Genomic DNA, 22,001 nt, shown 5'->3' with positions numbered 1-22,001 from the left:
CGCGACGATCCAGCAGTCGTCGCACGCGGCCCTCGAGCGCGACGACTGCTGGATCGTGGGGCGCCGCTCAGAGGCGGTGCGTCGTCTCGGGGAAGGACTCCGGCTCGCACTGGATGGTGGCGTGCTCGATGCCGTGGCGCTCGCGGAGGACGGCGAGCACCCGACCGAGAGCGGTGCGGTAGTCGGCGTCCGGGGCGACCACGATGTGGCCACTGGCGGTCTCCATCCCAGAGGTGATGGTCCAGACGTGCAGATCATGCAGCGCCAGAACGCCGGGTACCGCGCAGACGTCGCGCTCCAGCGCCTCCAGGTCGATGTGCGCGGGAGCCGACTCCATCAGGATCCCGAGCGCCTGCCGTGTCAGAGACCAGGTGCGCGGCAGGATCATCAGGCCGATCAGCACGCCGACGATCGGGTCGACCCATGCCCAGCCGGTGGTCAGCAGCACGATGGCCGCGACGATCACGCCGACCGAGCCGAGCGCGTCCCCGAGCACCTCGAGCGAGGCTCCGCGGAGGGTGATGCTCGTGCGGGCGCCGGCCGCGAGCAGGCGCAGGCTCACCAGGTTCACCAGCAGGCCCACGATCGCGGTGATCAGGAGGGGCCCGCCGGGCACTGCGGGTGGCTCGGCGAAGCGACGCACCGCCTCGACGATCACGAAGCCGGCCACGGCGAACAGCAGGAGGCCGTTGGCGAGGGCGGCGAGCACTTCGAGGCGGTAGGAGCCGTAGGTGCGTCCCTTCGCGGCCGGGCGTGCGGCGAGTGTGATCGCAGCGAGCGACATCCCGAGCGCGAGGACGTCGGTGCCCATGTGTGCGGCGTCCGAGAGCAGCGCGAGCGAGCCGGTCGAGACTCCGACCGCGAACTCGACGACCATGAACGCCGCGGTGAGGACGAAGGCGGCCACGAGAGGGCGCCGGTGCTGTGCGGCAGCGGAGCCGGCGGGCGTGCCGTGTGCATGGGCCATCAGATCCTCGAATCCCTGTTCATATGCGTAGTCTTGCATATGTCGAGCGGGAGTGCCTCCCCTCCGGGCGACCTGTCGAGAAGTGCGGGCGCTGAGCCGCGCGCAGCGCGGGCGGGTGCCTGCGGCGCGATGCCTGGTTGATCCACGTGCCCCGGGGTGACCCCGGAGAGGACGGAGCAGCGCGTGCCCCGTCCGCCTCGCCCGGAGGGGCGACGCCTCCAGCCTAGGCATCGCGGGCCGATCTCGGCTCGGTGCCGATCTAGGCTGGGCGCAGTGCGGAGGGGGCGCGGTGCAGGGACGCGAGGTGCTGGTCGAGACGCTCGTGCACGCCTTCCTCGGCGCGGAGTGGACCGCCGATGCGCTCTCGGCGGCCGCGGTCGACGCGCTCGGCGCCCGGCGGCGCTGGCGCGGCAGGGTGGTCGCCGGGGTGCTCGTCGCGTTCCCGCATCCTCCCCTCGACGCCCCCCGTGAACTCGCACGCTGCCTCGACGCTCTGCTCCCCGACCGCGCCCAGCCCGGAGTCGCGCACCTCGCTCCTGTCGCCGCCCGGGCGAGCGCCTCCTCCTCCCCCGTGCCGCGGATCGACGGCTGGGGCGACCTCGCGCGGCTGCTCGCCCTGACACCCGGCGAGCTGGAGGCCTTCGCCGACGTGCAGCACTGGAACCGCCGCGCCCCCGAGGGTCCGGTGCAGCACTACGACCACGTCTGGCGCGAGCGGCCCGGCCGTGCCCCGCGGCTGCTCGAGGTGCCGCGGCCACGGCTGCGCGCGGTCCAGCGGAGCGTCCTCGACCAGCTGGTCGGACTCGCCCCCGTGCATCCCGCCGTGCACGGCTTCGTGCCCGGCCGCAGCGCGATCAGCGGTGCCGCGGTGCACGCCGGTGCCGCGATGGTCGTGACGCTCGACCTCCAGCGCTTCTTCGCGCAGGTAACGGCGCCGCGGGTCTTCGGCGTGCTGCGCGCCGAGGGGCTGCCCGAGGGCGTCGCGCACGCGCTGACCGGGCTCTGCACCCACGAGGTCCCCGTCGCGGTGCTGCGTCGGATGCCCTCCGGCGGAACCCCGGAGGAGCGGGCCGCACTGCGCCGCTCCCTCTCGCTCGCCCACCTGCCGCAGGGCGCCCCCACGTCTCCCGCGCTGGCGAACGTCGCGCTACGCCGACTCGTCGCGCGCCTGGCGGGGTACGCCGAGGCGGCGGGCGCACGCTACACGCGCTACGCCGACGACCTGGCCTTCAGCGGTGGGCCCGCGTTCGCGCGCCGGGCGGACGCGTTCGCCCGCGGAGCCGCCCGCCTCGCCGCCGAGAGCGGCTGGGCAGTCAACCCGCGCAAGACCCGGCTGCGCCCGGCCTCGACGCGGCAGACCGTGACCGGAGTCGTGGTGAACGCGCACCCGAACGTGCGGCGCGCCGACGTCGACCGGCTGCATGCGATCCTGCACAACTGCGCCGTGCACGGCTCCGCGGGGCAGAACCGTGCGGGTGTCCCCGACTTCCGCGCGCACCTCCTCGGCCGTGTCGCGTGGGTCGCGGCGGTCAACCCCCGGCGGGGAGCGGCGCTGCGGGCGCTGTTCGACAGCATCACCTGGACCTGAGCGCTCAGTCCAGCAGCGGATCCAGTGCCCGGCCGAGAGCGGGTGCGAGCGTGCGCGCGTACGACTCGGTCAGATGCCCGAGATCGCGGTACACCTTCACTCCGCCGATCACGAGCGGGCAGCCCTCGGCGTCGCAGAACCAGCGGGTGAGGTCGACGGAGGCGGCGCCGGGCCAGCCGTCCGCGGCGGCGGCCATCAGCTCCCTGTCGGCGAACGCCTCCGCGAGCGGAACCCGGCACTTCTCGGCGCTCCCCGGGCGCTCGGCGCACGCGAGCAGCGAGAGCGAGGGGAGGACCGGGTTGTCGCGGATCGCGACGACCGTGGATCCGCGCGCGATCAGCGGAGCCCACGACTCGCGGAAGCCGTCGATCCCGGCCTGCTCGTCGGGTTCGCCGGCGGCATCGACGAACACCGACTTCTTCGCGGAGTAGGCGGTGACCACCAGATCGTAGGGATCCTGCGCGGCCAGCTCCTCCTGGAGCTCGGCGACCCACTCGGTGCACGACTGGCGTGAGGCGGCGGAGTCGTCGCGGCGCTCCGCGGTCGAGAAGACGCAACCCGTCTTGTAAAAGGTGTGCAGGTCCCAGCCGCGCTCCTCCGCGACACCGCGCAGCGCGGGGAAGAAGGAGGCGGCGTGCGAGTTGCCGATGAGCAGCACGCGGCGGCCGGTCGGGTCGCCGAAGCGGCACTCCTTGAGCTCGGTTCCGGAGTTGCCTGTGCTGCACTCGTCGGTGTTGAGCACCGAGCCGTCCTCGGAGGCGTCGAGAGCGGGGAGGCTCGTGGTCCACGACGCCGGGCAGGCGTTGTCGAGGGCGGCGGCTCCGACGCAGCCCTCGGTCGAGACAGGGAGCGCGTGGGCGCGGGAGAGGTCGGCGGCGATCGCGGCGTTCGTGCCGGTGAGGCCGGCGACTCCGGCCAGCGCGGCGACGCTCAGCAGGGCGGCCGGGGCTAGCGAGCGGAGGCGTCGGGGCCGCTCGGCGGGCGCCCGACGGTGCAGCGGATCCTCGAGGAACCGTTTCGAGGCGGCGGCCAACAGCACGGCGGCGGCGATGATGCCCAGTCCGGCGAGCGCGCCCGGATCCTCCCCGGTCCGCTCGCGCCAGAGCACGAGGAGCGGCCAATGCCAGAGGTAGAGGCCGTAGCTGATGCCGCCCAGCCAGACGAGCGGGCGCAGGGCGAGCAGACGGGCGACTCCGTACCGGGGGGCGGGGCCGGTGCCCGCGACGAGCACGAGCACGGCCGAGAGCGTTGGCCAGAGTGCCGCCGCGCCGGGGAACGCGGTCGAGACCTGGAGCAGGAGGCCGCAGGAGACGACTCCGATCAGCCCCAGCCAGCCGGCGACCGCCCTGAGCGCGGCCGGCAGTGTGCGGCCCGGCAGGAGAAGGGCGGCGAGCGAGCCCAGGCCGAACTCCCACGAGCGGGCGAGGGTGCTGTAGTAGGCGGTCGGCTGGTCGATGCCGACCAGGACGACTGAGAACGCGAACGAGAGCACGGTGAGCGCGGCGACGAGGAGCAGCAGGATGCGCGGCAGCAGCGCGCGCGTGCGCAGCAGCACGGCGACCAGGGTCGCGACGAGCACCAGGGCGAGCCAGATCAGGTAGAACTGCCCCTGCACCGACATCGCCCAGAAGTTCTGCACGGGCGAGTGGAAGTCGTCCTGCGCGAGGTAGTCGACCCCGGCGCGAGCGAGCGCGATGTTCTCGACGTAGAAGGTCGAGGCGAGCACCTCGGTGAAGGTCTGCAGCAGTTGCGACGGGCGCAGCAGGAGCGGCGCGAGCGCGGCCACGGCGACCAGGACCACCGCCGCCGCGGGGAACAGCCGCGAGGCGAGCCGGGTGAGGAAGGAGACCGGACGCACCCGCCCGTAGCGGCGGACCTGCCCGACGAGGGTGAGCGTGGTGAGGAAGCCGGCGACGACGAAGAAGACGTCGACGCCTCCCGAGACGCGGCCGAGCCAGATGTGGAACGAGGCGACCAGCAGCGAGGCGACGGCCCGCAGGCCCTCGATCTCGGGGCGGTAGCCGGAGGCGTCGGCCTTGCGCACGAGGGCGGGCCGGCCGGTGGGGGGAGGCGAGGGGAGGGGCACGAGGGGTCCTTCCGGAGGCGGTCGGCGGAGGTGCGATCGCCGTCGACCGTCGCAGTCAAGGATCGTCCGCTCCGGCGCCGAGGGGAACCCTGCGCGAGATGCTCGCAGGGGCGCGAGCACGCAGACGTCGCGTTCGAGCACGGCGACCTGCGGGGCTCGGCAGCTCGGCGGGTGAGCCTGGGAGGCGCGCGGGCGGCGGCTCCCGACGCCCTTGTCAGACGACCGTTGATCAGTCAACGTCCTCGTCCCCGGCGCGGAGCCCGTTCTACGGTCTGTCGAACCGGCTTCAGACCTCACAGGTCATATCCCTTTCGTGACGCACGAGGGTCTCTCCTGCGGAGGGTCTGCGACTCGCCGGTAGGACGAGGGGAGTCGAGATGTCCACAGACGACGTGTCACCGGGACGGTTCGCGCGGTTCGTGAGGTGGGTCAAGAAGGACGACGGCTGGGAGCCGCAGTACCTGCGCGGACGGGTCGTCGCGAAGGAGGGCGGCGACTGGATCGTCGCGGTCGACGGCGAGGAGCGCCGCATCGTCAAGAAGGAGTGGAGCGTCTACCGCTGAGCTCCGGGGGAGGACGCCCGATGCCGCCGAGCCGGCGCCTCCCCCGGGGATGGTCCTCGACGCGCCGCAACGGAGGAGCCTCTCGCGCACGACAGCGCATCGGGGCAGCGGGCTCACCGCCCTACAGGTGGCGGCCCGGGCCCTGCACGCCGAGGACGGTGACGGTGAGCGTCGTCGAGGTTCCCTGTGCGTCGGAGGGCGCCGACTCCGGCAGGCGCAGCGTCAGGCGGAGGTGGTCGGTCGCGCCGACCGTGAGCGCCGGGGAGCCGGGCAGATCGACGCGGGCGGACGCGGGTCGGTCGGCGGCGACGGTGCTCACTGTGCCGCCGCAGGTCGCGGCGTCGGCCGACCAGGGCTGCGAGCAGCGCTCGAGAGCGAACTGCACGCCGTCGGAGGCGCTGGCACCCGCGGTCGTCGTCAGCTGGAGGGCAGACATCGGCACGGTGCCGGCATGGGTGAGGTCGAGGAGGCGGCGGGCGGTGCCGCCGGGGAGCAGACCGGTGACCGCGACGGGCACGGTCGTCGCTCCGGTGGCGTCGAACTCGGCGATCACGGTGCCGGACGCGACGCGCGCCCCGGCCGCGGCGCGGTCGAGGAACACGGCGGAGGCCGCGGCCGCTGCCCCGAGCACGAGCGCCCCAGCGAGGATCGCGGCCAGGCCGGCCCGCGAGACGCCGCGGCGGCCGGACTCGGGCGCGTGCTTGGGCGCAGGCCGTTCGCCGCGCGTGCGCCGCGTGCGCCGGCCGTGCTCCTCAGCGGGTGGTTCCTGCTCCGGTGCGCCGTCGGGCGGGCAGTGCGCGCCGCTCACGGGGTCACCTCGGCGGGGCGGCGCCAGATCGCGAGGAGCAGCGAGCCGACGACCGCGGCGCCTCCGGCCGCGAAAAGCGCGAACCGGGCCTCGGGATGCGCGAGCGCGATGCTCGGCCAGCCCAGGAGCGGGACAACCGACTGCTCACGCCAGATCCGCTCGTCGGCGATCGTGACGATCCACGGATCGGCGGACTGGTTGTTATCGCCCTTGGTGGTGAGCGCCAGCTCGCCGGGCTCACGGCCGCGGAGGGTCGCCGCCTCCGCCTCGGGGTAGACGAACGTCACGCGGTGGATGACGCGCAGGCTCGGATCGTCGGGATCGGTGAAGACGATCACGTCGCCCGCCCGCACGTCGGCCTGCGCGACGGGGAGGGTGACGGCGAGAGAGCCGACGGGCATCACGGGCGCCATCGAGTTCGAGAGCACGGGCACGAGCCGCACCATGCCGAGGGCAGAGAGCACGAAGACGGCGACTCCGGCGACGGCGACGAGGCCCACCAGGGTGCCGAGGAGGATGCGGAGGAGTCTCATGCCCGCGCCTTCCGACGGCGGCGGGCCGCTGCGGCGAGCAGGGCGCCGGCTCCGAGCGCGAGCACTCCGCCGAGCAGGGCGGCGCCGAGGTCGCGGCCGGTCACGGCGAGCCCGCCGGAGGGAGGGGCGGCGGCCGGCGGAGCCGCCGCCCCGGTGTCGCCGACGACCACGCGCAGCGAGGCCGTCGAGTTCTCGAGCTCGGTGCCGGCCGATTCGGGGAAGAGCACCCGCACGCGGAGCCCGGCCGTCGCTCCGCGCTCGACGGGGCGCACGCCGTCCAGGCGTCCGAGCGCCGCGGCCGGGCCGGCGCCCAGGGGCGTCGCGCCGCCGGGGCACAGGTAGCGCTCCACGCTCCGGCCGCCGCCGACGGCGACCTCCGAGACCGTGAAGGCGGAGTCGCAGAGCTCGACCACGAGCTGCAAGCCGTCGCGAGGGTCTGCGGCCAGCGCGCCCGGCGCGTCGACCGCGAAGCCCACCGACACGCCGCGAGGAGAGGCTCCGGAGTTGGTGACCTCGACGGCCCACTCGGCGCTGTCGCCCGGCGCGAGATCGGTGAGGGAGCCCGGCGCCGAGAGCTCGCGCACGTCGAGAGCGGGTCCGGCGCTCGCCGCGGGCGCGAGAAGCACCGCCGCGAGGACGGCGCCGTACGCGCGGGCGTGGGGCATGGGGTGACTCCGGGGGAAGAGGGGAGCCTCCGCCCCGCGCCGAGGGATCGGCGGGAGCGGAGGCGGAGGGGTTACTGCTGGATGCCGGCGCGCTGGATGGCGGCGGCGGTGAAGGTGACGGTCGCGGACGCGTTCTCGTAGGCGTTGTCGGCCGCGGTCGGCAGGACGAGCTCGATCAGCGTGTTCAGCGCGACATCGCCGCCGTCCGAGGGGAAGGTCCCGGTGTCCGTGGGGGTGATGCCGAAGTCCGCCGGGGTGAAGTCGGCCGCGTTGGCGACTCCGCCGATCGTCGAGAGCTTGCCGGTGCCGGTCACCGTCTCGGCGCCACCGCAGGTGTAGGGGCCTGCCTCTGCGGGAGCGGCGGCGGGGACCCAGGCGACGGAGCAGGTCAGCAGGCGGTAGTCGAGCCCGTTCGCACCGGTGACGAGCGAGGCTCCGACGCGGCCCGGGTCGGTGGTGTCCGAGCCGACGACGTCGTTGGTGACGTCCTGGTAGAAGCGGACGCTCGAGACGAGGTCGCCGTCGTTGGTCGCGTCCGGCAGCACCAGGCTGATCGGGCGCTGGACGGTGTCGCCGGGAGCGATGTCCGCAACGGTGAAGGCTCCGGTGACCGAGATGTCGGTCTGGCCGGCGTCCACGTTGCCGACGGCGGTTCCCGAGTCGGTGAACACGGCGAAGGCGCCGGCGCCGGCGAGAGCGCCCGCGGCCAGGAGGACACCTCCGGTGAGTGCGATCTTCTTCCAGGGGGTGCGGCGGGTGGGTGCTGTGGTGGTCATGGCGACCGTTCCTTTCAGGTGGGTGGTGCCCGAGGCGGGCGGGGTCTCCCTCACGAGGACAGGTGCAGGACGAGAGGGGAGGTTCTGGGGGTGGGGGCGCATCAGCAGCCCCTCGCCGAGGTGGCGGCCGGCTGGGCGACCGCGGTCGAGGCGGCGGAGGAGACTCCGAGCCAGCGCTGGAGATCGGGGCGGACCCGCCACTGGTAGCTGAGGCCCTCGCCGACCCGGTCGTCGGTGATGCTCGTGGCGGAGGCGGCGGGCGTCGCCACGACGGTCCACGGGCCGGGCGTGGTCCCCGCGAGGCGGCGCTCCACGGTCCAGGCCGTCGCTCCGACGACCGGCGCCCAGCTCACCAGCGTGCTCGGCCGCCCGACCGTGCAGCTCGCGACCGGGGTCGCCACGACCGAGGAGCGCGTCCAGGCGCCGAGCCCGATCGCTCCGCTCGTCGTGTCGGTGCCGGTGAAGCCGCGCCGGGTGAGCGGGGCCGGGTCGACCCAGACCGTGATCGTGCCGCCGGCCGTGAGTGCGCCGTCGCTCACGGTGTAGGTGATCGGGATGCTGCCGGTCCAGCCGTCGGCGGCGGGCGTGTAGGTGCACGTCGAGCCGGAGCAGGAGAAGGTTCCGCGCACGCCGGTCGGGGTGCTGGTGCCCGCGAGTGTGAGAGTCGTGCCGGCGTCGTGGTCGGTGTCGTTCGCCAGCGGCGCGACGGCGACGGCCGCGCCCCCGGCGGTCGCGACCACGCGGTCGGGGCGGGCGACCGGGGCGTGGCCCACCGCAGTGACGCTCACGCTCACCCGCACGTTCCAGGTGCCGGCGGGGCCGGAGAGCGCGTAGTCGAACACATCGGTGCCGACGAAGGCGATGATCGGCCGGTAGGTGCACTGACCACGCGTGCTGCCGCTGTCGATGCAGGCGACCGATCCCTGAGTAGGCGCGGCGGGTGCGGGCGACGCGGCGCCTCCGACGACCTTCGGCGTGGCCGAGAGCTGCGCGCGCGACAAGGTCGCACCCGAGGCGGCGGGACCGTCGTTGGCCAGCACGTCGATGACGACCGAGCCGCCCTGCACGACCGTCGCGGTGTCGGCCACCGGATCCGGGATCACCGAGATGGTCACCGAGGCGGTGCGGGTGAAGGCTCCACCGACCGGGCCCGTCGCGGTGGCCGTCGCGGTGTTGGCGATGGAGCCCGCGCTGACGTCGGCGGCGGTCGTCGTGTAGGTGGCGGTCGCGGTGACGACCTGGCCGGGGAGGAGCCTCCCCGGTGTGCCCGGCCAGCTCGAGCTCAGTGCCGACAGGCCGCTCTTGGGGTCGCTGATCGCGACGGCCGTGAGGGTGGTGGTGCCGGTGTTGGTGGCGCGGAAGGTGTAGGTGACGACGGAGCCGGCGGTGCTGATGAAGGCGGGGTTCGCGGTCTTGGTGAGGGCGAGATCCGTGGTGCGGGCGACGGTCACGGTCGCGGAGGCGGTGGCCGTCACGGCCGCGCCGGTGGGCGGGGTGCCGGTGGCGGTCGCCGTGTTCAGCACCGAGCCCGCGTCGATGTCGGCCTGGGTGAGCGTGTAGGTCGCGGAGGCGGTGACCGACTCGCCGAGGCCGAGCCGCCCGGTGGTGCCCGGCCATGCGCCGTAGGCGATGGTGACGCGCGGGTCGCTGAGGGCGACTCCGGTCAGCGCCACGTTGCCGGTGTTGGTGACCGTGAAGCTGTAGGCGACGGTGCCGCCCACCGTCGAGCCCGCGGTGAGGGCGCCGCTCTTGGCGAGGGCGATCGACGGGGCGTAGCGGATCGGTGTGGACGCGGTGGAGGTGGCGCTGACGGTGGCGGGCGTGGCGGCGAGGGTCCGCCCGCTCACGGTCGCCGTGTTGGTGACGGGAGTGCCTCTGTCGATGTCGGCCTGGGTCACCGTGTAGGCGGCGGAGGTGAAGGTCGTCGAGGCGCCGGGCGCCAGTTGCGCCGTCGCGGGGGTGATGCCGCTGACCATCGGGTCGGTCACGGCGACTCCCTGCAGGCTCACGGTGCCCGTGTTGCGGGCGGTGAACGTGTAGGTGATCCGCTCGCCGGCATCCGCTCTCGTGTTGCCGTTGGTGTCGGTGAGGGCGCCGGCCTTGCTGAGCGAGAGGGAGGGGGCGGGAGTCGCGATCGCTGCGGTCACCGACGAGACCTTGCTGGTGACGGTGACGGTGGGTTGGCCGGGAGTCGTCTTCGTCGCCGAGGCCGTCGCCGTGTTGACCAGGGGCCCCGAGACGGCGTCCTGCGCGGTCACGGTCCGGGTGCCGGTGCAGATGACGGAGGCGAGGGGAGCGAGCGTGGTCGTCGGACACGAGACGTTCGAGACCTTCGGGTCGGACACGGCGACGCCGCTGAGGGTGCCGGCGACCGATCCGTTCGTCACGACGAACTGGTACGGGACGACCGAGCCCTCGGAGTAGGTCGCGGGCTGCGTCGTGCTGCGGTCGATCTGCTTGACGAGCGAGACGTCGTCGAGGTCGTTGATCGACGAGACCTTCACGTTGCGGACGAGGTGGGTGTCGGTCGATCCGCCGGTCGACGCGGTGAAGCCGAGCTTGTAGGTAGCGGGGGCCGCGGTGGTCATCGTGAACTGCATCAGCTGCGTGAGCGAGGAGGCGGGCAGGCCGGCGGAGGTGCCCCAGTAGACGGTGACCACCGGGAGAGCGGCGTCCGAGACCGTGACCCGCACCGTGCGGCCGTAGCTCGCGGGAGGGTTGGTGGCCGAGAGCGAGATCGCCGTGCGGACCGAGGTCAGCAGGGGCGGAGCGGCCGACCTGATGAAGCAGTAGCCGGACTTGCCCTGCCCGGGGCCGCGGGCGACGATCTGGTTCCCGGTCCGCCCGGGGGCCGCGGGCGTCGCCGGGCAGCCGGTGCCCAGGCCGACGTTGGGGGTGTCGGTGGCGGCGGGCGGAGCGGCCGAGAAGTTGCCGAAGGCGTCGATCCCGATGCCGAGGTAGCCGCCCGTGACGCCGTCGACCGTGGCCGACTGCCCGTAGCCGAGGGAGCCGCCCGGTGCTCCCGCCGCGGTCAGCGTCCTGGAGCCGTCGGTGAGGAAGAAGCCGATGCCGTCGGCACCGAGGAGCCCGAGCGCCGAGCTGTACTGGTACTGGTCGAACTGCACGTCGAGGCCGCCGGTCGCCGGGATCGGGCGGTTGAAGATCGCGCCGCCCTTGGCGTTGGCGCTGTTGTCGGTGAGCTGGAGGAAGCCGCTCGTCGTCGATCCGCTCGTCGGGGCGTTCGCGGACTTCGTGCAGGCGCCGAGCCGTGACGCGCCGGTCGGCGGCGCCGTGCTCGCCCGGGTCAGGCAGGCGTCGTCGAGGGGCTGCCAGGCGGAGTCGGTGACGCTGGTGCCCGTGAAGGCCTCCTGGACGAGGACCGTCGCGGCCTGTGCCTTCGAGGCGGGGAGGACGACCAGGATGCTCACGATCAGGAGCAGCACGAGGCCGAGCGCGAGAGGTCGCCCCGGGTGTTCGAGCACGTCGGCGTTCGCCATCGATCGACCTCCCCCCGGAGCGCCTCGCCGGGCTTTCCGGGTGGAGCGGAGTTCACGATAGGTCGGGGTCGGCGCGTGCTCTGCCCCCCTCATGCGGCACGTCGGAGCCGGCCGGCGGCCGGAGCTCCCTGCCGGCGCGCAGTCGCGGGTCGGGTCACTGGGGACGGACGCACAGATGCCATCCAGGAAGGGGACGCGGGGGAGGGACGTCGACGCGGGTGTTGACGTCCGCATCCCTCCTCTTGTGCGGATCGGGAGCTGCGCGCCCGGCCGCGTCGGCTCCTGCCGTTCCACGCGCCTCTGCTCCTGCGGCCGTCCGCACAGTGGCGGGGAAGCGCCGCCCAGTGACGCGAGATCGCGCTCTCAGCGCACGCCACGGCGCGATTCGTTGGCGCGTTCGCCGCTTCGAGTGGGAGTGGCGCGATCCGTGTCCCCAGAAAGGGTCTGGTGCCGGACACGGAGCAGAAGGGATGATTCTGGTGCGCCTGACCGAACCACGCTCGATCCGATGGCCTCTCCGCTCAGCCGTTCCGACCGGATCACCGCGTCCCCGCTCTCCCGATCCGGCATCCGCCCGGCTCGGCCGCCCTCCTCTCCGACAGGTCCCCACCCCATGCCTGGAGCATCGCGGCACAGCCGTCGCCTCGTCCTCACCGGAGCCGCCCTCGGCCTCGGGTCCGCCCTCGTCCACGCGGTCTCCGCCTCCGCCGCCCCCGACTACAGCGCGATCCCGCCGCTGCCCGACGAGCTCGGCCGCGGCGCCACCGTGCTCTCGCGTGTGGGCCGGAAGCCTTACCAGATCATCGACGTCTCGATCAGGGGCGATCGCACCCGCCTGTTCGTGCCGCACTCCGCGGCTCCGTCGCTGCACATCGGAGCCGTTCTGCACTGGTACTTCCACGCCAACGGCAGCTCGTACGCGGCGCTCTCCGGCGCCTTCCAGTACGCCGCCGACCAGGCCGTCGACGAGGGCGTCATCAGCATCTGCCCGCAGTACGGAGGCAGTGTCTGGGTCAGCCGCGCCGCCGTCACCGCGCACACGAACGCGGCCGCCTGGGTGCAGAAGAGCTGGCGGATCGGCGCGAGCTTCCTCCGCTCCAACTCCGGCGGTGGCGCGCTGCTGTGCTGGGTCTACGGCAACCGTCTCCTCCCCGAGATCCGCGGGGCCTACCACGCCAGCGGCGTGTACGACATGAGCGAGGCCGCCCGACGCGACCCGCTCCGCGTGCTGCCGGCGTACGACGACGACTCCGCGGCCGTCGCCGCGACCGATCCCGCACGCCTGCCCCAGTCGGCGTGGGCGGGCACGCGGCTGCGCATCACCGGCTCGTCCGAGGACCTCCTGGTGCCGCTCGCCGTGCACGGCGCGCGCCTCCACGCCCTCGCGCGGCCGGTGGCGAAGGAGGCGGTGCTGCTGGACCACTCCTCCGAGGGCGCCCCTTCCGGCCACATCGTGCCGACCGCCACCCAGAAGGACATGCTCGACACCTTCCGGCGCTGGCTGGTGGAGCAGCCGGTGGTCGCTCTGCCCGCCCCCGTGGTCCCGGGAGCCGGCACCTACCAGAACGACTCCGCGTTCGTGACGACCCAGGGCACCTGGTCGACGCTGTCGTCTGCGGCCGACAGCGGCGGGAGCGTCGGCTACTCGAACTCGGTCGGCGCCGCGGCGTTCCTGCGCTTCTCGGGCACGGGGGTCAGCTGGGTGAGCCGACTGTCGCCCTCCTCCGGGATCAACGAGGTCGTGGTCGACGGCGCCGTGGTCGCCACGGTCGATCGCTACAGCCCCACGACCCGCGCGGGAGTCACCGTGTGGACGAGCGGGCCGCTGCGGGCCGGCGAGCACACCGTGACCATCCGGCGCGGAACAGCGAAGAACCCGGCGGCGACGGGATCCACGCTCGTGCTCGACGCCTTCGTCGTGACGAGCGGGCCGCCGCCCGCGCTCCCCGGAGCCGGCACCTACGAGAACGGATCCGCCGCGATCACGACCGTCGGCACCTGGGCGACCCTCTCGAGCACGGCCGACAGCGGCGGCAGCATCTCGTACTCGAGCACGGCGGGCGCCTCGGCGACCCTCCGCTTCCGGGGAACGCGCGTGCGCTGGGTGGGCCGCCTCACTCCGTCCTCAGGGATCAACGAGGTGCTGCTGGACGGCGTGCAGGTGGCGACCGTCGACTGCTACAGCGACGTGACCCGCTCCGCCCGCCCGGTGTGGACGAGCGCTGCGTTGCCCGCCGGCGACCACACCGTGACGATTCGCCGCGGCTCGACCCGCAACCCCGCGGCCACCGGAGCGACGCTGATCCTGGACGCGTTCGTGGTGGTGTGAGGCGGGGGTGAGGCGGTCGCCCGTCCGCCGTGGCGGGCGGTCCCGTGGCAGCATGTGGGCGTGCGATTCCTCCTCCTCGGCGGCACCGCCTGGCTCGGCGGCCACCTCGCGTCGGAGGCGCTGCGGCGCGGCCACGAGGTGACGTGCGTCGCCCGCGGCTCGGCCGTGCCCGCGGGGGCCCGGTTCGTGCGGGCCGACCGCGATCGCGACGAGGCGCTCGCTCCGGTGGCCGGGACCCGGTGGGACGCGGTCATCGACGTGGCGCGCCGGCCCGACCATGTGCGCCGTGCCGTTCGCGACCTCACGGCCGGCCGGTATCTGTTCGTCTCGACCACGAGCGTGTACGCCTCGCACGCCGATCCCGGAGCCGATGAGGACGCGGAGCTGCTGCCTCCGCTCGAGGACCCGGACGAGTACGGCTCGGCGAAGGCCGCCTGCGAGCAGGCCGTGCTCGCCGGATCCGCGCCTGCGCTGATCGCCCGCGCGGGTCTGCTGGGCGGCCCGGGCGACCCGACCGGCCGCTCCTCCTACTGGCCGTGGCGTTTCGCCGTCGGAGGCGCTGTGCTCGTCCCCGACGCTCCGGAGCTGCCGACCGCCGTCCTCGACGTCCGCGACCTCGCGGCGTGGCTGGTGCACTGCGCGGAGGAGGGCGCGGGCGGAGTGATGAACGTCGCCGGGCGCAGCATGCCGCTCGTCGAGCACCTGGCCCTCGCGCGCGGCGACTCGCCCGCCGAGCCCGTCGCGGTGGCCGAGGAGTGGCTGCTCGCGCGCGGCGTGCAGCAGTGGGCGGGCCCGGATTCGCTGCCGCTCTGGATCGCCGACCCCGCGTGGCGGGGCATGAACGCCCGGTCGACGGCCCGTGCCGAGGCGGCGGGCCTGGTGCGGCGCGAGCCGGCCGAGACGCTCCGGGAGGCGGCCGCGGCGCGCGGGGCCGGCGGCGCGGGGCTGGGCGAGGATCGGGAGCGGGAGCGGACGCGCTGAGCGGTCGCCCCGGATCCGGCTGCTCACCCCAGCCGCTTCACCATCCGGTAGTTCGTCAGCTCCACGCCCGCGCGCACCGGATGCTGCTCCGCGACGACGCCGAAGCCGCGGCTCTCGAAGAACGGGCGGGCGGTGAGGCTCACGTCTGCCGAGAGTTTTGGAGTGCCGGCTGCCGCGGCCCTCGCCTCCGCGTGTCGCAGCAGGAGGGTCGCCACGCCGCGCCGCAGGAACCGCGGCGAGACGAACATCATGTCGATCCAGCCGGTCGCGCTCACGTCGGAGAAGCCGGCGAGCGCGCCGGGAGCGACGGCTACGAACGCGTCGCGCGCCTGCATCGCCACGTGCCACGTCGGGAGTTCGCGCTCGCCGGCCCACGCTCGGACCTGCTCCGGGGAGTAGTCGGCGGAGGCGGTCTCGGTCACCGCCGCGAGGAACACAGCGAGCGTGTCGGCGGCGTCGGCGGCGGTGTAGGGACGGATCGTGAGCGCTTCCACCGGAGGAGTCTGGCAGAGGGAGGAGTCTGGCCCAGGGGTGAGCCTGGCCCAGGGGCGCGTCTGGCCCAGGGAGGAGCCTGGCCCAGGGGCGCGCGTCGCCGCCTATTCGAGCACGAACGCCCGCCCGTCGATGAGCAGGGTGTCGGCGTCTGCGGTCCAGAGCCCGCCGGTCGAGCGCGCGGAGCCGTCGGCGGCGTCCGAGGTCGCGGCGACAGCGGGAGTGGCTGCGGCGGCGGAGAGCAGGAGCCCGCAGACGAGTGCGGTGATCACGGTGGTGCGGTTCATCGGCGTCGTCCCTGGCGTCGGGGCGGGCCACTTCTCGTGGCGGCGGCGGGAACTGGTGTCGAGCCTCGGCGGCGGAGCCCGTCAGCGCCCTGGGTCGTTCCTCTGGCTCCGCTCGTGAAGTACCGTGCAGCCATGACCTGGGGACGCCTGTACTTCGCCGTGCAGGCGCTCGGTGGTGCGACGTGGTGGGTCGCTGTCGCGCTCGTCCCCGCGGTGCGGACGGCGACGCTCGGCAGCCTCGATCCCGCTCCTGTCGCGGTTCTCGACCTCCCGCTGTTCGTCGGCGCCTCCGCGCTCGCGGCGGCGGGGGTGCGCTGGGCGGCCGTCACGGCGACGGTCTGGACGATGCTCGTCGCACTCGCGTTGGCCGGGTGGGCCACCCTGACGGGGGAGGCGGGCTGGGGCGTCGTCGTGATGCTCGCGGCGGCCGGCGCCTCCGTCGTCGCAGCCTGCCTGCTCCTGCTCGACCGCGTGCCCACGCGCTGGATCGCCTCCGGTCCCTTCGCCTTCCGTGTCGCGACCGCTGGGCGCCGTCCGGGCTCGCACCTCGCGGCGACCCTCGGCCAGATCGCGGTGTTCTGGGGAGGCGCACTGCTGGTGATCCCCGTGGGGATCGCTGCGCTGGAGTCGCGCTGGGGCGTGGGGCTCCCCGCGGTGCCGCCCGTGGTCGTCGGCGCGGGCGCGCTCCTGCTCGTCGCGGCGAGCATGCTCGGGATCTGGTCGGCGCTGACGATGTCGCTGCTCGGGGACGGCACGCCGCTGCCGATCGCGATGACCAACCGGCTGGTGATCGCCGGCCCCTACCGCTGGGTCCGCAACCCGATGGCGGTCGCCGGGATCGCGCAGGGGGTGGCGGTTGGGATGCTGCTCTCGTCGTGGCTGGTCGTGCTCTACGCCCTGCTCGGCGCGGTCGTCTGGAACCAGGCCGTCCGTCCGCTGGAGGAGGCGGACCTCGTCGCCCGCTTCGGCTCCGACTTCGAGCGCTACCGCTCCCGGGTGCGCTGCTGGGTGCCGCGCCGCCCGGAGCGGCACCCGCCCGCCTCCTCGCTGCTGCCGTCCCGGTGAGAAGCCAGAAGTCGTCGCACTCGACGTCGAGTGCGACAACTCCTGGACACTCGCGTCCGCCCGGGCGGACGCCCACCAGGGGCCGGGCCGCGCCGGGGCAGGGCCCGCGCACGAGGCCCGCCTACGATGGTCGCGATGACGACCGATCGCGCGCTCGCCGCCCCGACCGGCGCGTCCCCTCCCGCAGGGACGCCGCCCCGGACGGGACTCCGGGTGACCCTCGGCCTGGGCCTCGTCGCCGTCCTCGTCGCGACCCGTCTCCTCGCCCCCGATGCCACCGGCGACGCGCTCTCGGACGCGGTGCGAGACTTCCTCACCCTCTCGATCAGCGTCGTCATCGAGTCGCTGCCGTTCGTGTTCCTCGGCATCGTGCTCTCGATCGCCGTGCAGCTGTGGGTGCCCGAGGCCGTGCTGCTGCGGATCCTGCCGAAGCGCGCTCTGCCGCGGCGCCTGGTGATCTCGCTGCTCGGCGTGCTCCTCCCGGTCTGCGAGTGCGGCAACGTGCCGCTCGCCCGCGGGCTGATCGTGAAGGGCCTCTCGGTCTCGGAGTCGATGACGTTCCTGCTCGCGGCGCCGATCGTGAATCCGATCACGATCGTCACCACCTACCAGGCGTTCGGCTGGTCCGACGGGATCCTCGTCTGGCGCATCGTCGGCGGCTTCGTGATCGCGAACCTCGTCGGCTGGATCTTCAGCCGCCACTCCGAGCCGATGGCGCTGCTGACCGACCGTTTCCGCGCGGCCTGCGAGGCGGGCGAGCGGCCGTCGCGCTCCCTCCGCGACCGCTCGCGCCGCAGCGTGCTGCTCTTCGCCGAGGAGACCGGAGCGATGATGCCGGCCCTTTTCGTCGGCTCGGCGATCGCGGGGCTCATCCAGGTCGGAGTCTCGCGCGACGTGCTCACGACGCTCGGCGGCGATCCGCTCTGGTCGGTCCTGGCGCTGATGGTGCTCGCCTTCGTGATCTCGATCTGCTCGAACGTCGACGCCTTCTTCGTCCTCTCCTTCGGCTCCACGTTCCTGCCGGGAGGCATCATCGCGTTCCTCGTCTTCGGTCCGATGATCGACGTCAAGATGCTCGCCCTGCTCCGCACCACCTTCTCGGCGCAGACGCTCGTGCGGGTCACCGTGCTCGTCGCGCTCGCCTCGGCCGTGCTCGGACTGGCGGTGAACTATGCGCTCTGAGCGCCTCCTCACCCGTTGGAAGGGCGTGGTCCTCAGCCTGATCGGCGTGGTCTCGACGCTCTGGCTCGCGGCGACGGGACAGCTCGGCCTCTACATCCACCCGCGCTACTTCGAGTTCTCGGTGGTGCTCGCGGTGATGGCCGGCGTGCTGCTCGTGCTCGCCTTCGCGATCGTGCCGGGCTCCGACGAGGATCCGCACGGCGGCGTCGAGGATGCGCACGGCGGCGTCGAGGAGGCGGACGCGCACGGCCACCTGCACGATCACGCCCCCGGCGGGCCGTGGCGCCGGTGGTCGGCGGTCGTGGCGGGAGTCGCGGTGATCGCCTCCGCGGCCGTCGCCCTGCTGGTGCTGCCGCCGGCGGCGCTGACTCCCTCGACCGCGACCCAGCGCGAGGTGAACACGAGCGCGGTCGACGCCTCCGTCACCGCCGCTGCACCGACCGGGGACACCGCCTCGTTCAGCGTGCGCGACTGGGCGACCCTGCTCCGCCAGGGCGCGAGCGAGCAGTTCCTCGCCGGGCGCACGGCGACGGTCAGCGGATTCGTCACGCCCGACGCCTCCGACCCCGAGAACGTCTTCTACGTGGCGCGCTTCGTGGTGACCTGCTGCGCCGTCGACGCGCAGCCGGTCGGCGTGCCGATCTACCAGGAGGACTGGGCCTCGACGTACACCGAGGGGCAGTGGCTGGAGGTGTCCGGCGGCTTCGAGGCGAACCCGAGCGTGACGAGCGCCGAGGCGGTCGTGCTGGAGCCGGCGATGGTCACCCCGATCGACGAGCCGGCGATGCCGTATGTCTACTAAGCCCTTCATAACCAAGGCTGAGAGCGGCCGAGCGGCCGGAAACGGCGCTCGGCGGGCTCCTGGCCTTCGTTCTGCAGGCGCCGGCGGATTCCCGCGCCTCTTCTGGGCCGTCGTGCTCGTGCTCGTGCTCGCGGTCGGCGGGCTGACCGCCGCGACCGTCGCGAAGGGCCCGCGCGTCGCCTCCCTCGAGGTGAGCACCGACGGCATCGTCGAGCGCGACGGCGGCCGTGTGCGCCTGCACCTCGACCAGGCGGTCGAGCCGGACGCTCTCGACCGCCTCACCGTCACTCCCGCGGCGCCGCACACCGCCGCGCTCGACGGTGGTGTGCTCACGCTGACCTTCGCCGAGACCCTGCGCTACGCCACCACCTACGAGATCGGGATCGACGACGCGCGCAGCGCCGCGACCGGTTCCGCCGCCGACCTGCGCGCCTCCTTCACCACGAAGGACCCCGACCTCTTCACGCTCGACCGCACCGCCGATGACCCGTCCCAGCCCGACGCCGTCCGCGTCCGGCCGCTGTCCGGAGGCGAGACCCGCGTCCTCTTCACCGCCGACCGGATCCAGGACTACGTCGTCGTGGGCCCCGTGCTGGTCGTCGTCACCCTCGAACCCGACGGCACGAACCTCGTGCGCACCCTCACGCTGGACACCGGGTCGGAGGGGATCATCCCGCTCCCCGGGCGCGGCACCGTGCGCGAGCTGCACGCCTCGCCCGAGAAGGGCGTGCTCGGCTGGACCTTCAGCGGTGAGTCGCCGACAGGGCCGCTGGACCGCGCTCTTTACTCGTACGACCTGACCGACCAGAAGGGTGAGGCGGTGCCGGTGCTCGGCTTCGACGGCGGGCCGCTGCGGGCGCGCGACTGGCTGTTCGTGCCGGGCACCACCTCCGTCGTCACCCACTCGCTCGACGACACGGTGCTGCTGGTCGACCTGCTGACGCCGGGCTCGATCAGCCCGCTCGGACAGCATGCCGAGCTGCGCGGCTTCGTGCCCGGCGCGAACCGCCTGGTGGTCGCCGACCCCGACTCCGGGTCGCTGATCGACCTGGCCGACGGCTCGGTCGAGACGCTCGCGCTGCCGCCGGCGCAGGTGAGCGCCACCGCCTCGCCGGTGCAGATCCTGCTCCTCGACTCCGGCAGCTACGTCGAGCTCGAAGCGGAGTACTCGGCCGAGACCGGCGCGACGCAGTACTCGGTGGTGCGGGTCGACGCCTCCGGTACCTCCGAGGTGTTCCGCACCTCCCCGACGGGACGGATCCGCAGCATCTGCCTCTCGCCCAACGGGCAGTACCTCGCGGTGGAGGCGGTGTCGGTCGAGGGTGAGCCGGACGACTACCCGGACGTGCCGGGGTTCAGCGCGACGTCGACGGTGCTCGTCGACCTGGGCGCGGGCGACACCTCGCGGAGCGTGAACGGGGTCTCGCGCGACTGGTGCGCGTAGCGCGGCTCGGTCGGACCGCGCCCTCGACGGCAGCGACCCGGACCGGCGGGAGCACGGTGCCGGCGATCGGCGCGGCGAACCGCGGGCCGCTGCCGTTCACGTCGTGCGGCCTCCGCCGGATCAGCGAGGGCGCCAGGGTGGCTGGGCCGCGTTCGGTGAACAACGCAGGAGGGATGTCAGGAGCCGAGCCTGTTCTCGCGGGCCCGGAGGGCTCCGGAGCAGATCCTTCCTTCGTTCTTCACCGGACGGCCCTCAGCGGACGCCGCCCGCCTCCGCCCGCCCCGCCGCGGCCGCCCGCGCGTCGACGAACAGGCTGACGACCAGCCCGAGCGCCACGATCACGATCGCGACCCACGGCAGCACTTCGAGCCCGTTCGCGTCGATCGCCAGACCGCCGACGATCGCTCCGCCACCGATGCCGATGTTGAACGCCGTGGTCTGCAGGGCCGCCGCGAGGTTCCGCAGCCGGAAGGAGGAGGTGCGCAGCATCCGGGTCTGCAGCATCGCCGGGATGCCGCCGAACGCGATGTTCCAGACCACGGCGGCCAGCACGATCGCCGCTGTGGCCTCGCTGCCGGCCGCGACGGCCAGGCCCGCCAGCGCGAGCACGACCGCGATCGCTGCGACGACGAAGCCGGAGCGGGGGAACCGGTCGCTCGCGAAGCCGGCGAGCACGAGCCCGACGGCCCCCGCTCCTCCGAAGGCGAAGAGCACCAGCGGCACGGAGTCGGGGGCGAAGGAGGCGTTCTCAAGCCACGGCGTGATGTACGTCGAGAGGGTGTTCTGGCCGATCAGCACGAGCAGGATCACCACGCAGACGCCGATGATGCGCGGCAGAGTGCGGTCCTTGCGGGCGGGGAGGCGGATCTCTCCGGTGCGCAGGGGGATGTGGTGGTCGACGGCGGGGAGGAATCTGACCACGAGCAGGGCGAGCACCAGGACGATGCCGCCGAGGATCGCGAAGGTCGGACGCCAGCCGAACGCATGCCCGAGCGCGGTGCCCAGAGGGACTCCGAGGACGAAGGCCGCCGAGCCGCCGCCGGCCGTGATCGCGGTGGCGCGGCCGAGGTACTCGGGGGCGACGAGGTGCGCGGAGTAGGCGGAGACGACCGCCCAGAAGAGGCCGTGCGCGAGCCCGCCGAGGATCCGCGCGCCGACGAGGAGCCCGAACGTCGGCGCGAGGGCCGCCAGGACGTTCGCGAGCGCGATCGTGCAGAGCGCCACCAGCACCAGGCTCTTGCGCGAGACGCGCTGCGTGACGAGGGTCAGCGGAGTCGTCGCGACGACGACGGTCGCGGCGAAGATCGTGACGAGCTGGCCGGTCAGCGAGATGCTCACGCCGAGGTCCCGTGACATGTCCGGGATGAGGCCGGTCGGCAGGAATTCGCTCGTGACCGAGACGAAGACGGCTCCGGCGAGCGTGAGCAGGCCGATCCAGGGGAAGGAGGGGGCTTTCGAGGTGTCCTGAGGGTTCACGGTGTCCTGAGTGGGAGGGGCGGGAGGCGACCATCAAGCCTCGCACGCCGGCGTGGCCGCGGACGAACGCAGGCCCAGGCCCCGGCCTGGTCTTAACGTCCACATCGACTGCGTGCCCGCGGCGGAACCGCTGTGTGAGTGCATCACCGAAGCAGCGAAACCCGAACATAGAGTCGGTTTAGCTGGCATCCGTGCTGACCAATCGTGTTCAAGCCCTCTCCGCCGTTTCGCTGCACCCCGAGCAGCGTAAGACCGCCACTCCGCATTATCCGGCCATCCAAAGCGACTAGGTGCTCCGCGTTCGGGTAATTACCCTCATCGACCTGACCGCCGATCGCGCCCAACGTGCTGTCCTCGTGCGCCGATCCGAAACTAACCTCAGGGCGCCCGAGCGAGCAAAAGTACGAAGGCGTAAAAATTCAGTCGTCAATCGAGCGTCCGAATCGAGCATGAATGAAGC

General features: G+C 73.4%; 18 protein-coding genes. 8 read left to right on the top strand and 10 right to left on the bottom strand.

What is annotated here, in order from left to right; all coding sequences use genetic code 11:
- Nucleotides 1-67: 67 nt before the first annotated feature.
- Nucleotides 68-967 (bottom strand): cation diffusion facilitator family transporter, encoded by a 900-nt coding sequence (locus tag GSU10_RS14545; RefSeq protein ID WP_068209238.1) that lies wholly within the window; start codon nt 965-967, stop codon nt 68-70.
- 289 nt (nt 968-1,256) lie between these two features.
- Here GSU10_RS14545 and GSU10_RS14540 point away from each other — a divergent pair, with 289 nt between their 5' ends.
- The gene (locus GSU10_RS14540) at nt 1,257-2,555 is read left to right on the top strand and encodes a reverse transcriptase family protein (RefSeq protein ID WP_158286142.1); all 1,299 of its coding nucleotides are present in this window, start codon (nt 1,257-1,259) and stop codon (nt 2,553-2,555) included.
- Nucleotides 2,556-2,559: 4 nt separating this feature from the next.
- On the opposite strand, the gene GSU10_RS14535 is transcribed toward GSU10_RS14540, so the two are convergent.
- Nucleotides 2,560-4,641, bottom strand: a complete 2,082-nt coding sequence (locus GSU10_RS14535; protein WP_158286143.1) for an acyltransferase family protein — start codon at nt 4,639-4,641, stop codon at nt 2,560-2,562.
- A 377-nt stretch (nt 4,642-5,018) separates the two neighbouring features.
- Between GSU10_RS14535 and GSU10_RS14530 the strand changes: the two genes are divergently transcribed.
- The gene (locus GSU10_RS14530; protein WP_068213771.1) at nt 5,019-5,204 is read left to right on the top strand and encodes a hypothetical protein; all 186 of its coding nucleotides are present in this window, start codon (nt 5,019-5,021) and stop codon (nt 5,202-5,204) included.
- A 121-nt stretch (nt 5,205-5,325) separates the two neighbouring features.
- On the opposite strand, the gene GSU10_RS14525 is transcribed toward GSU10_RS14530, so the two are convergent.
- The 5 genes from GSU10_RS14525 to GSU10_RS14505 form a co-directional block, all read right to left on the bottom strand.
- Entirely contained in the window at nt 5,326-6,012 is a 687-nt protein-coding gene (locus GSU10_RS14525; RefSeq protein ID WP_132505882.1) for a peptidase, read from the bottom strand.
- Entirely contained in the window at nt 6,009-6,545 is a 537-nt protein-coding gene (locus GSU10_RS14520; protein ID WP_068213810.1) for a signal peptidase I, read from the bottom strand. The genes GSU10_RS14525 and GSU10_RS14520 overlap by 4 nt, the downstream gene beginning before the upstream one ends.
- Nucleotides 6,542-7,210 (bottom strand): hypothetical protein, encoded by a 669-nt coding sequence (locus GSU10_RS14515; protein ID WP_132505885.1) that lies wholly within the window; start codon nt 7,208-7,210, stop codon nt 6,542-6,544. Before GSU10_RS14515 ends, GSU10_RS14520 begins: the two co-directional genes overlap by 4 nt.
- Before the next feature lie 71 nt (nt 7,211-7,281).
- Nucleotides 7,282-7,986 carry a TasA family protein gene (locus GSU10_RS14510; RefSeq protein ID WP_068212817.1) on the bottom strand — a complete coding sequence of 235 codons (705 nt, stop codon included), beginning with the start codon at nt 7,984-7,986 and terminating at the stop codon, nt 7,282-7,284.
- Between the two features lie 101 nt (nt 7,987-8,087).
- Complete coding sequence (locus GSU10_RS14505) at nt 8,088-11,483, bottom strand: DUF7507 domain-containing protein (protein ID WP_068212820.1); 3,396 nt, start codon at nt 11,481-11,483, stop codon at nt 8,088-8,090.
- Nucleotides 11,484-12,096: 613 nt separating this feature from the next.
- Between GSU10_RS14505 and GSU10_RS14500 the strand changes: the two genes are divergently transcribed.
- Complete coding sequence (locus tag GSU10_RS14500; protein WP_068212823.1) at nt 12,097-13,812, top strand: hypothetical protein; 1,716 nt, start codon at nt 12,097-12,099, stop codon at nt 13,810-13,812.
- A gap of 60 nt (nt 13,813-13,872) precedes the next feature.
- Nucleotides 13,873-14,793 carry an NAD-dependent epimerase/dehydratase family protein gene (locus GSU10_RS14495; protein WP_132505888.1) on the top strand — a complete coding sequence of 307 codons (921 nt, stop codon included), beginning with the start codon at nt 13,873-13,875 and terminating at the stop codon, nt 14,791-14,793.
- A 23-nt stretch (nt 14,794-14,816) separates the two neighbouring features.
- Here GSU10_RS14495 and GSU10_RS14490 read toward each other — a convergent pair whose 3' ends face one another.
- Nucleotides 14,817-15,287 (bottom strand): GNAT family N-acetyltransferase, encoded by a 471-nt coding sequence (locus GSU10_RS14490; RefSeq protein ID WP_068212367.1) that lies wholly within the window; start codon nt 15,285-15,287, stop codon nt 14,817-14,819.
- Between the two features lie 102 nt (nt 15,288-15,389).
- On the bottom strand, nt 15,390-15,572 hold the full coding sequence (locus GSU10_RS14485) for a hypothetical protein (protein ID WP_068212370.1): 183 nt from the start codon (nt 15,570-15,572) through the stop codon (nt 15,390-15,392).
- A gap of 132 nt (nt 15,573-15,704) precedes the next feature.
- On the opposite strand from GSU10_RS14485, the gene GSU10_RS14480 reads away from it, so the two are divergent.
- The 4 genes from GSU10_RS14480 to GSU10_RS14465 all read left to right on the top strand — a co-directional run bounded on the left by GSU10_RS14480 (nt 15,705) and on the right by GSU10_RS14465 (nt 20,065).
- On the top strand, nt 15,705-16,637 hold the full coding sequence (locus GSU10_RS14480; RefSeq protein WP_068212371.1) for a methyltransferase family protein: 933 nt from the start codon (nt 15,705-15,707) through the stop codon (nt 16,635-16,637).
- A 135-nt stretch (nt 16,638-16,772) separates the two neighbouring features.
- Nucleotides 16,773-17,819 carry a permease gene (locus GSU10_RS14475; protein WP_068212379.1) on the top strand — a complete coding sequence of 349 codons (1,047 nt, stop codon included), beginning with the start codon at nt 16,773-16,775 and terminating at the stop codon, nt 17,817-17,819.
- On the top strand, nt 17,809-18,621 hold the full coding sequence (locus tag GSU10_RS14470; protein WP_068212373.1) for a TIGR03943 family putative permease subunit: 813 nt from the start codon (nt 17,809-17,811) through the stop codon (nt 18,619-18,621). Before GSU10_RS14475 ends, GSU10_RS14470 begins: the two co-directional genes overlap by 11 nt.
- Nucleotides 18,622-18,733: 112 nt before the next feature.
- On the top strand, nt 18,734-20,065 hold the full coding sequence (locus tag GSU10_RS14465; RefSeq protein WP_068212375.1) for a YncE family protein: 1,332 nt from the start codon (nt 18,734-18,736) through the stop codon (nt 20,063-20,065).
- A gap of 252 nt (nt 20,066-20,317) precedes the next feature.
- On the opposite strand, the gene GSU10_RS14460 is transcribed toward GSU10_RS14465, so the two are convergent.
- On the bottom strand, nt 20,318-21,541 hold the full coding sequence (locus tag GSU10_RS14460) for an MFS transporter (RefSeq protein WP_068212378.1): 1,224 nt from the start codon (nt 21,539-21,541) through the stop codon (nt 20,318-20,320).
- Nucleotides 21,542-22,001 lie beyond the last annotated feature (460 nt).

The sequence above is a fragment of the Rathayibacter tanaceti genome, from assembly GCF_009834165.1.
In the GTDB taxonomy this organism is placed as follows: domain Bacteria; phylum Actinomycetota; class Actinomycetes; order Actinomycetales; family Microbacteriaceae; genus Rathayibacter; species Rathayibacter tanaceti.
Note: the sequence above shows the minus strand (reverse complement) of the source record. Positions and strands in the feature narration are given on the sequence as shown.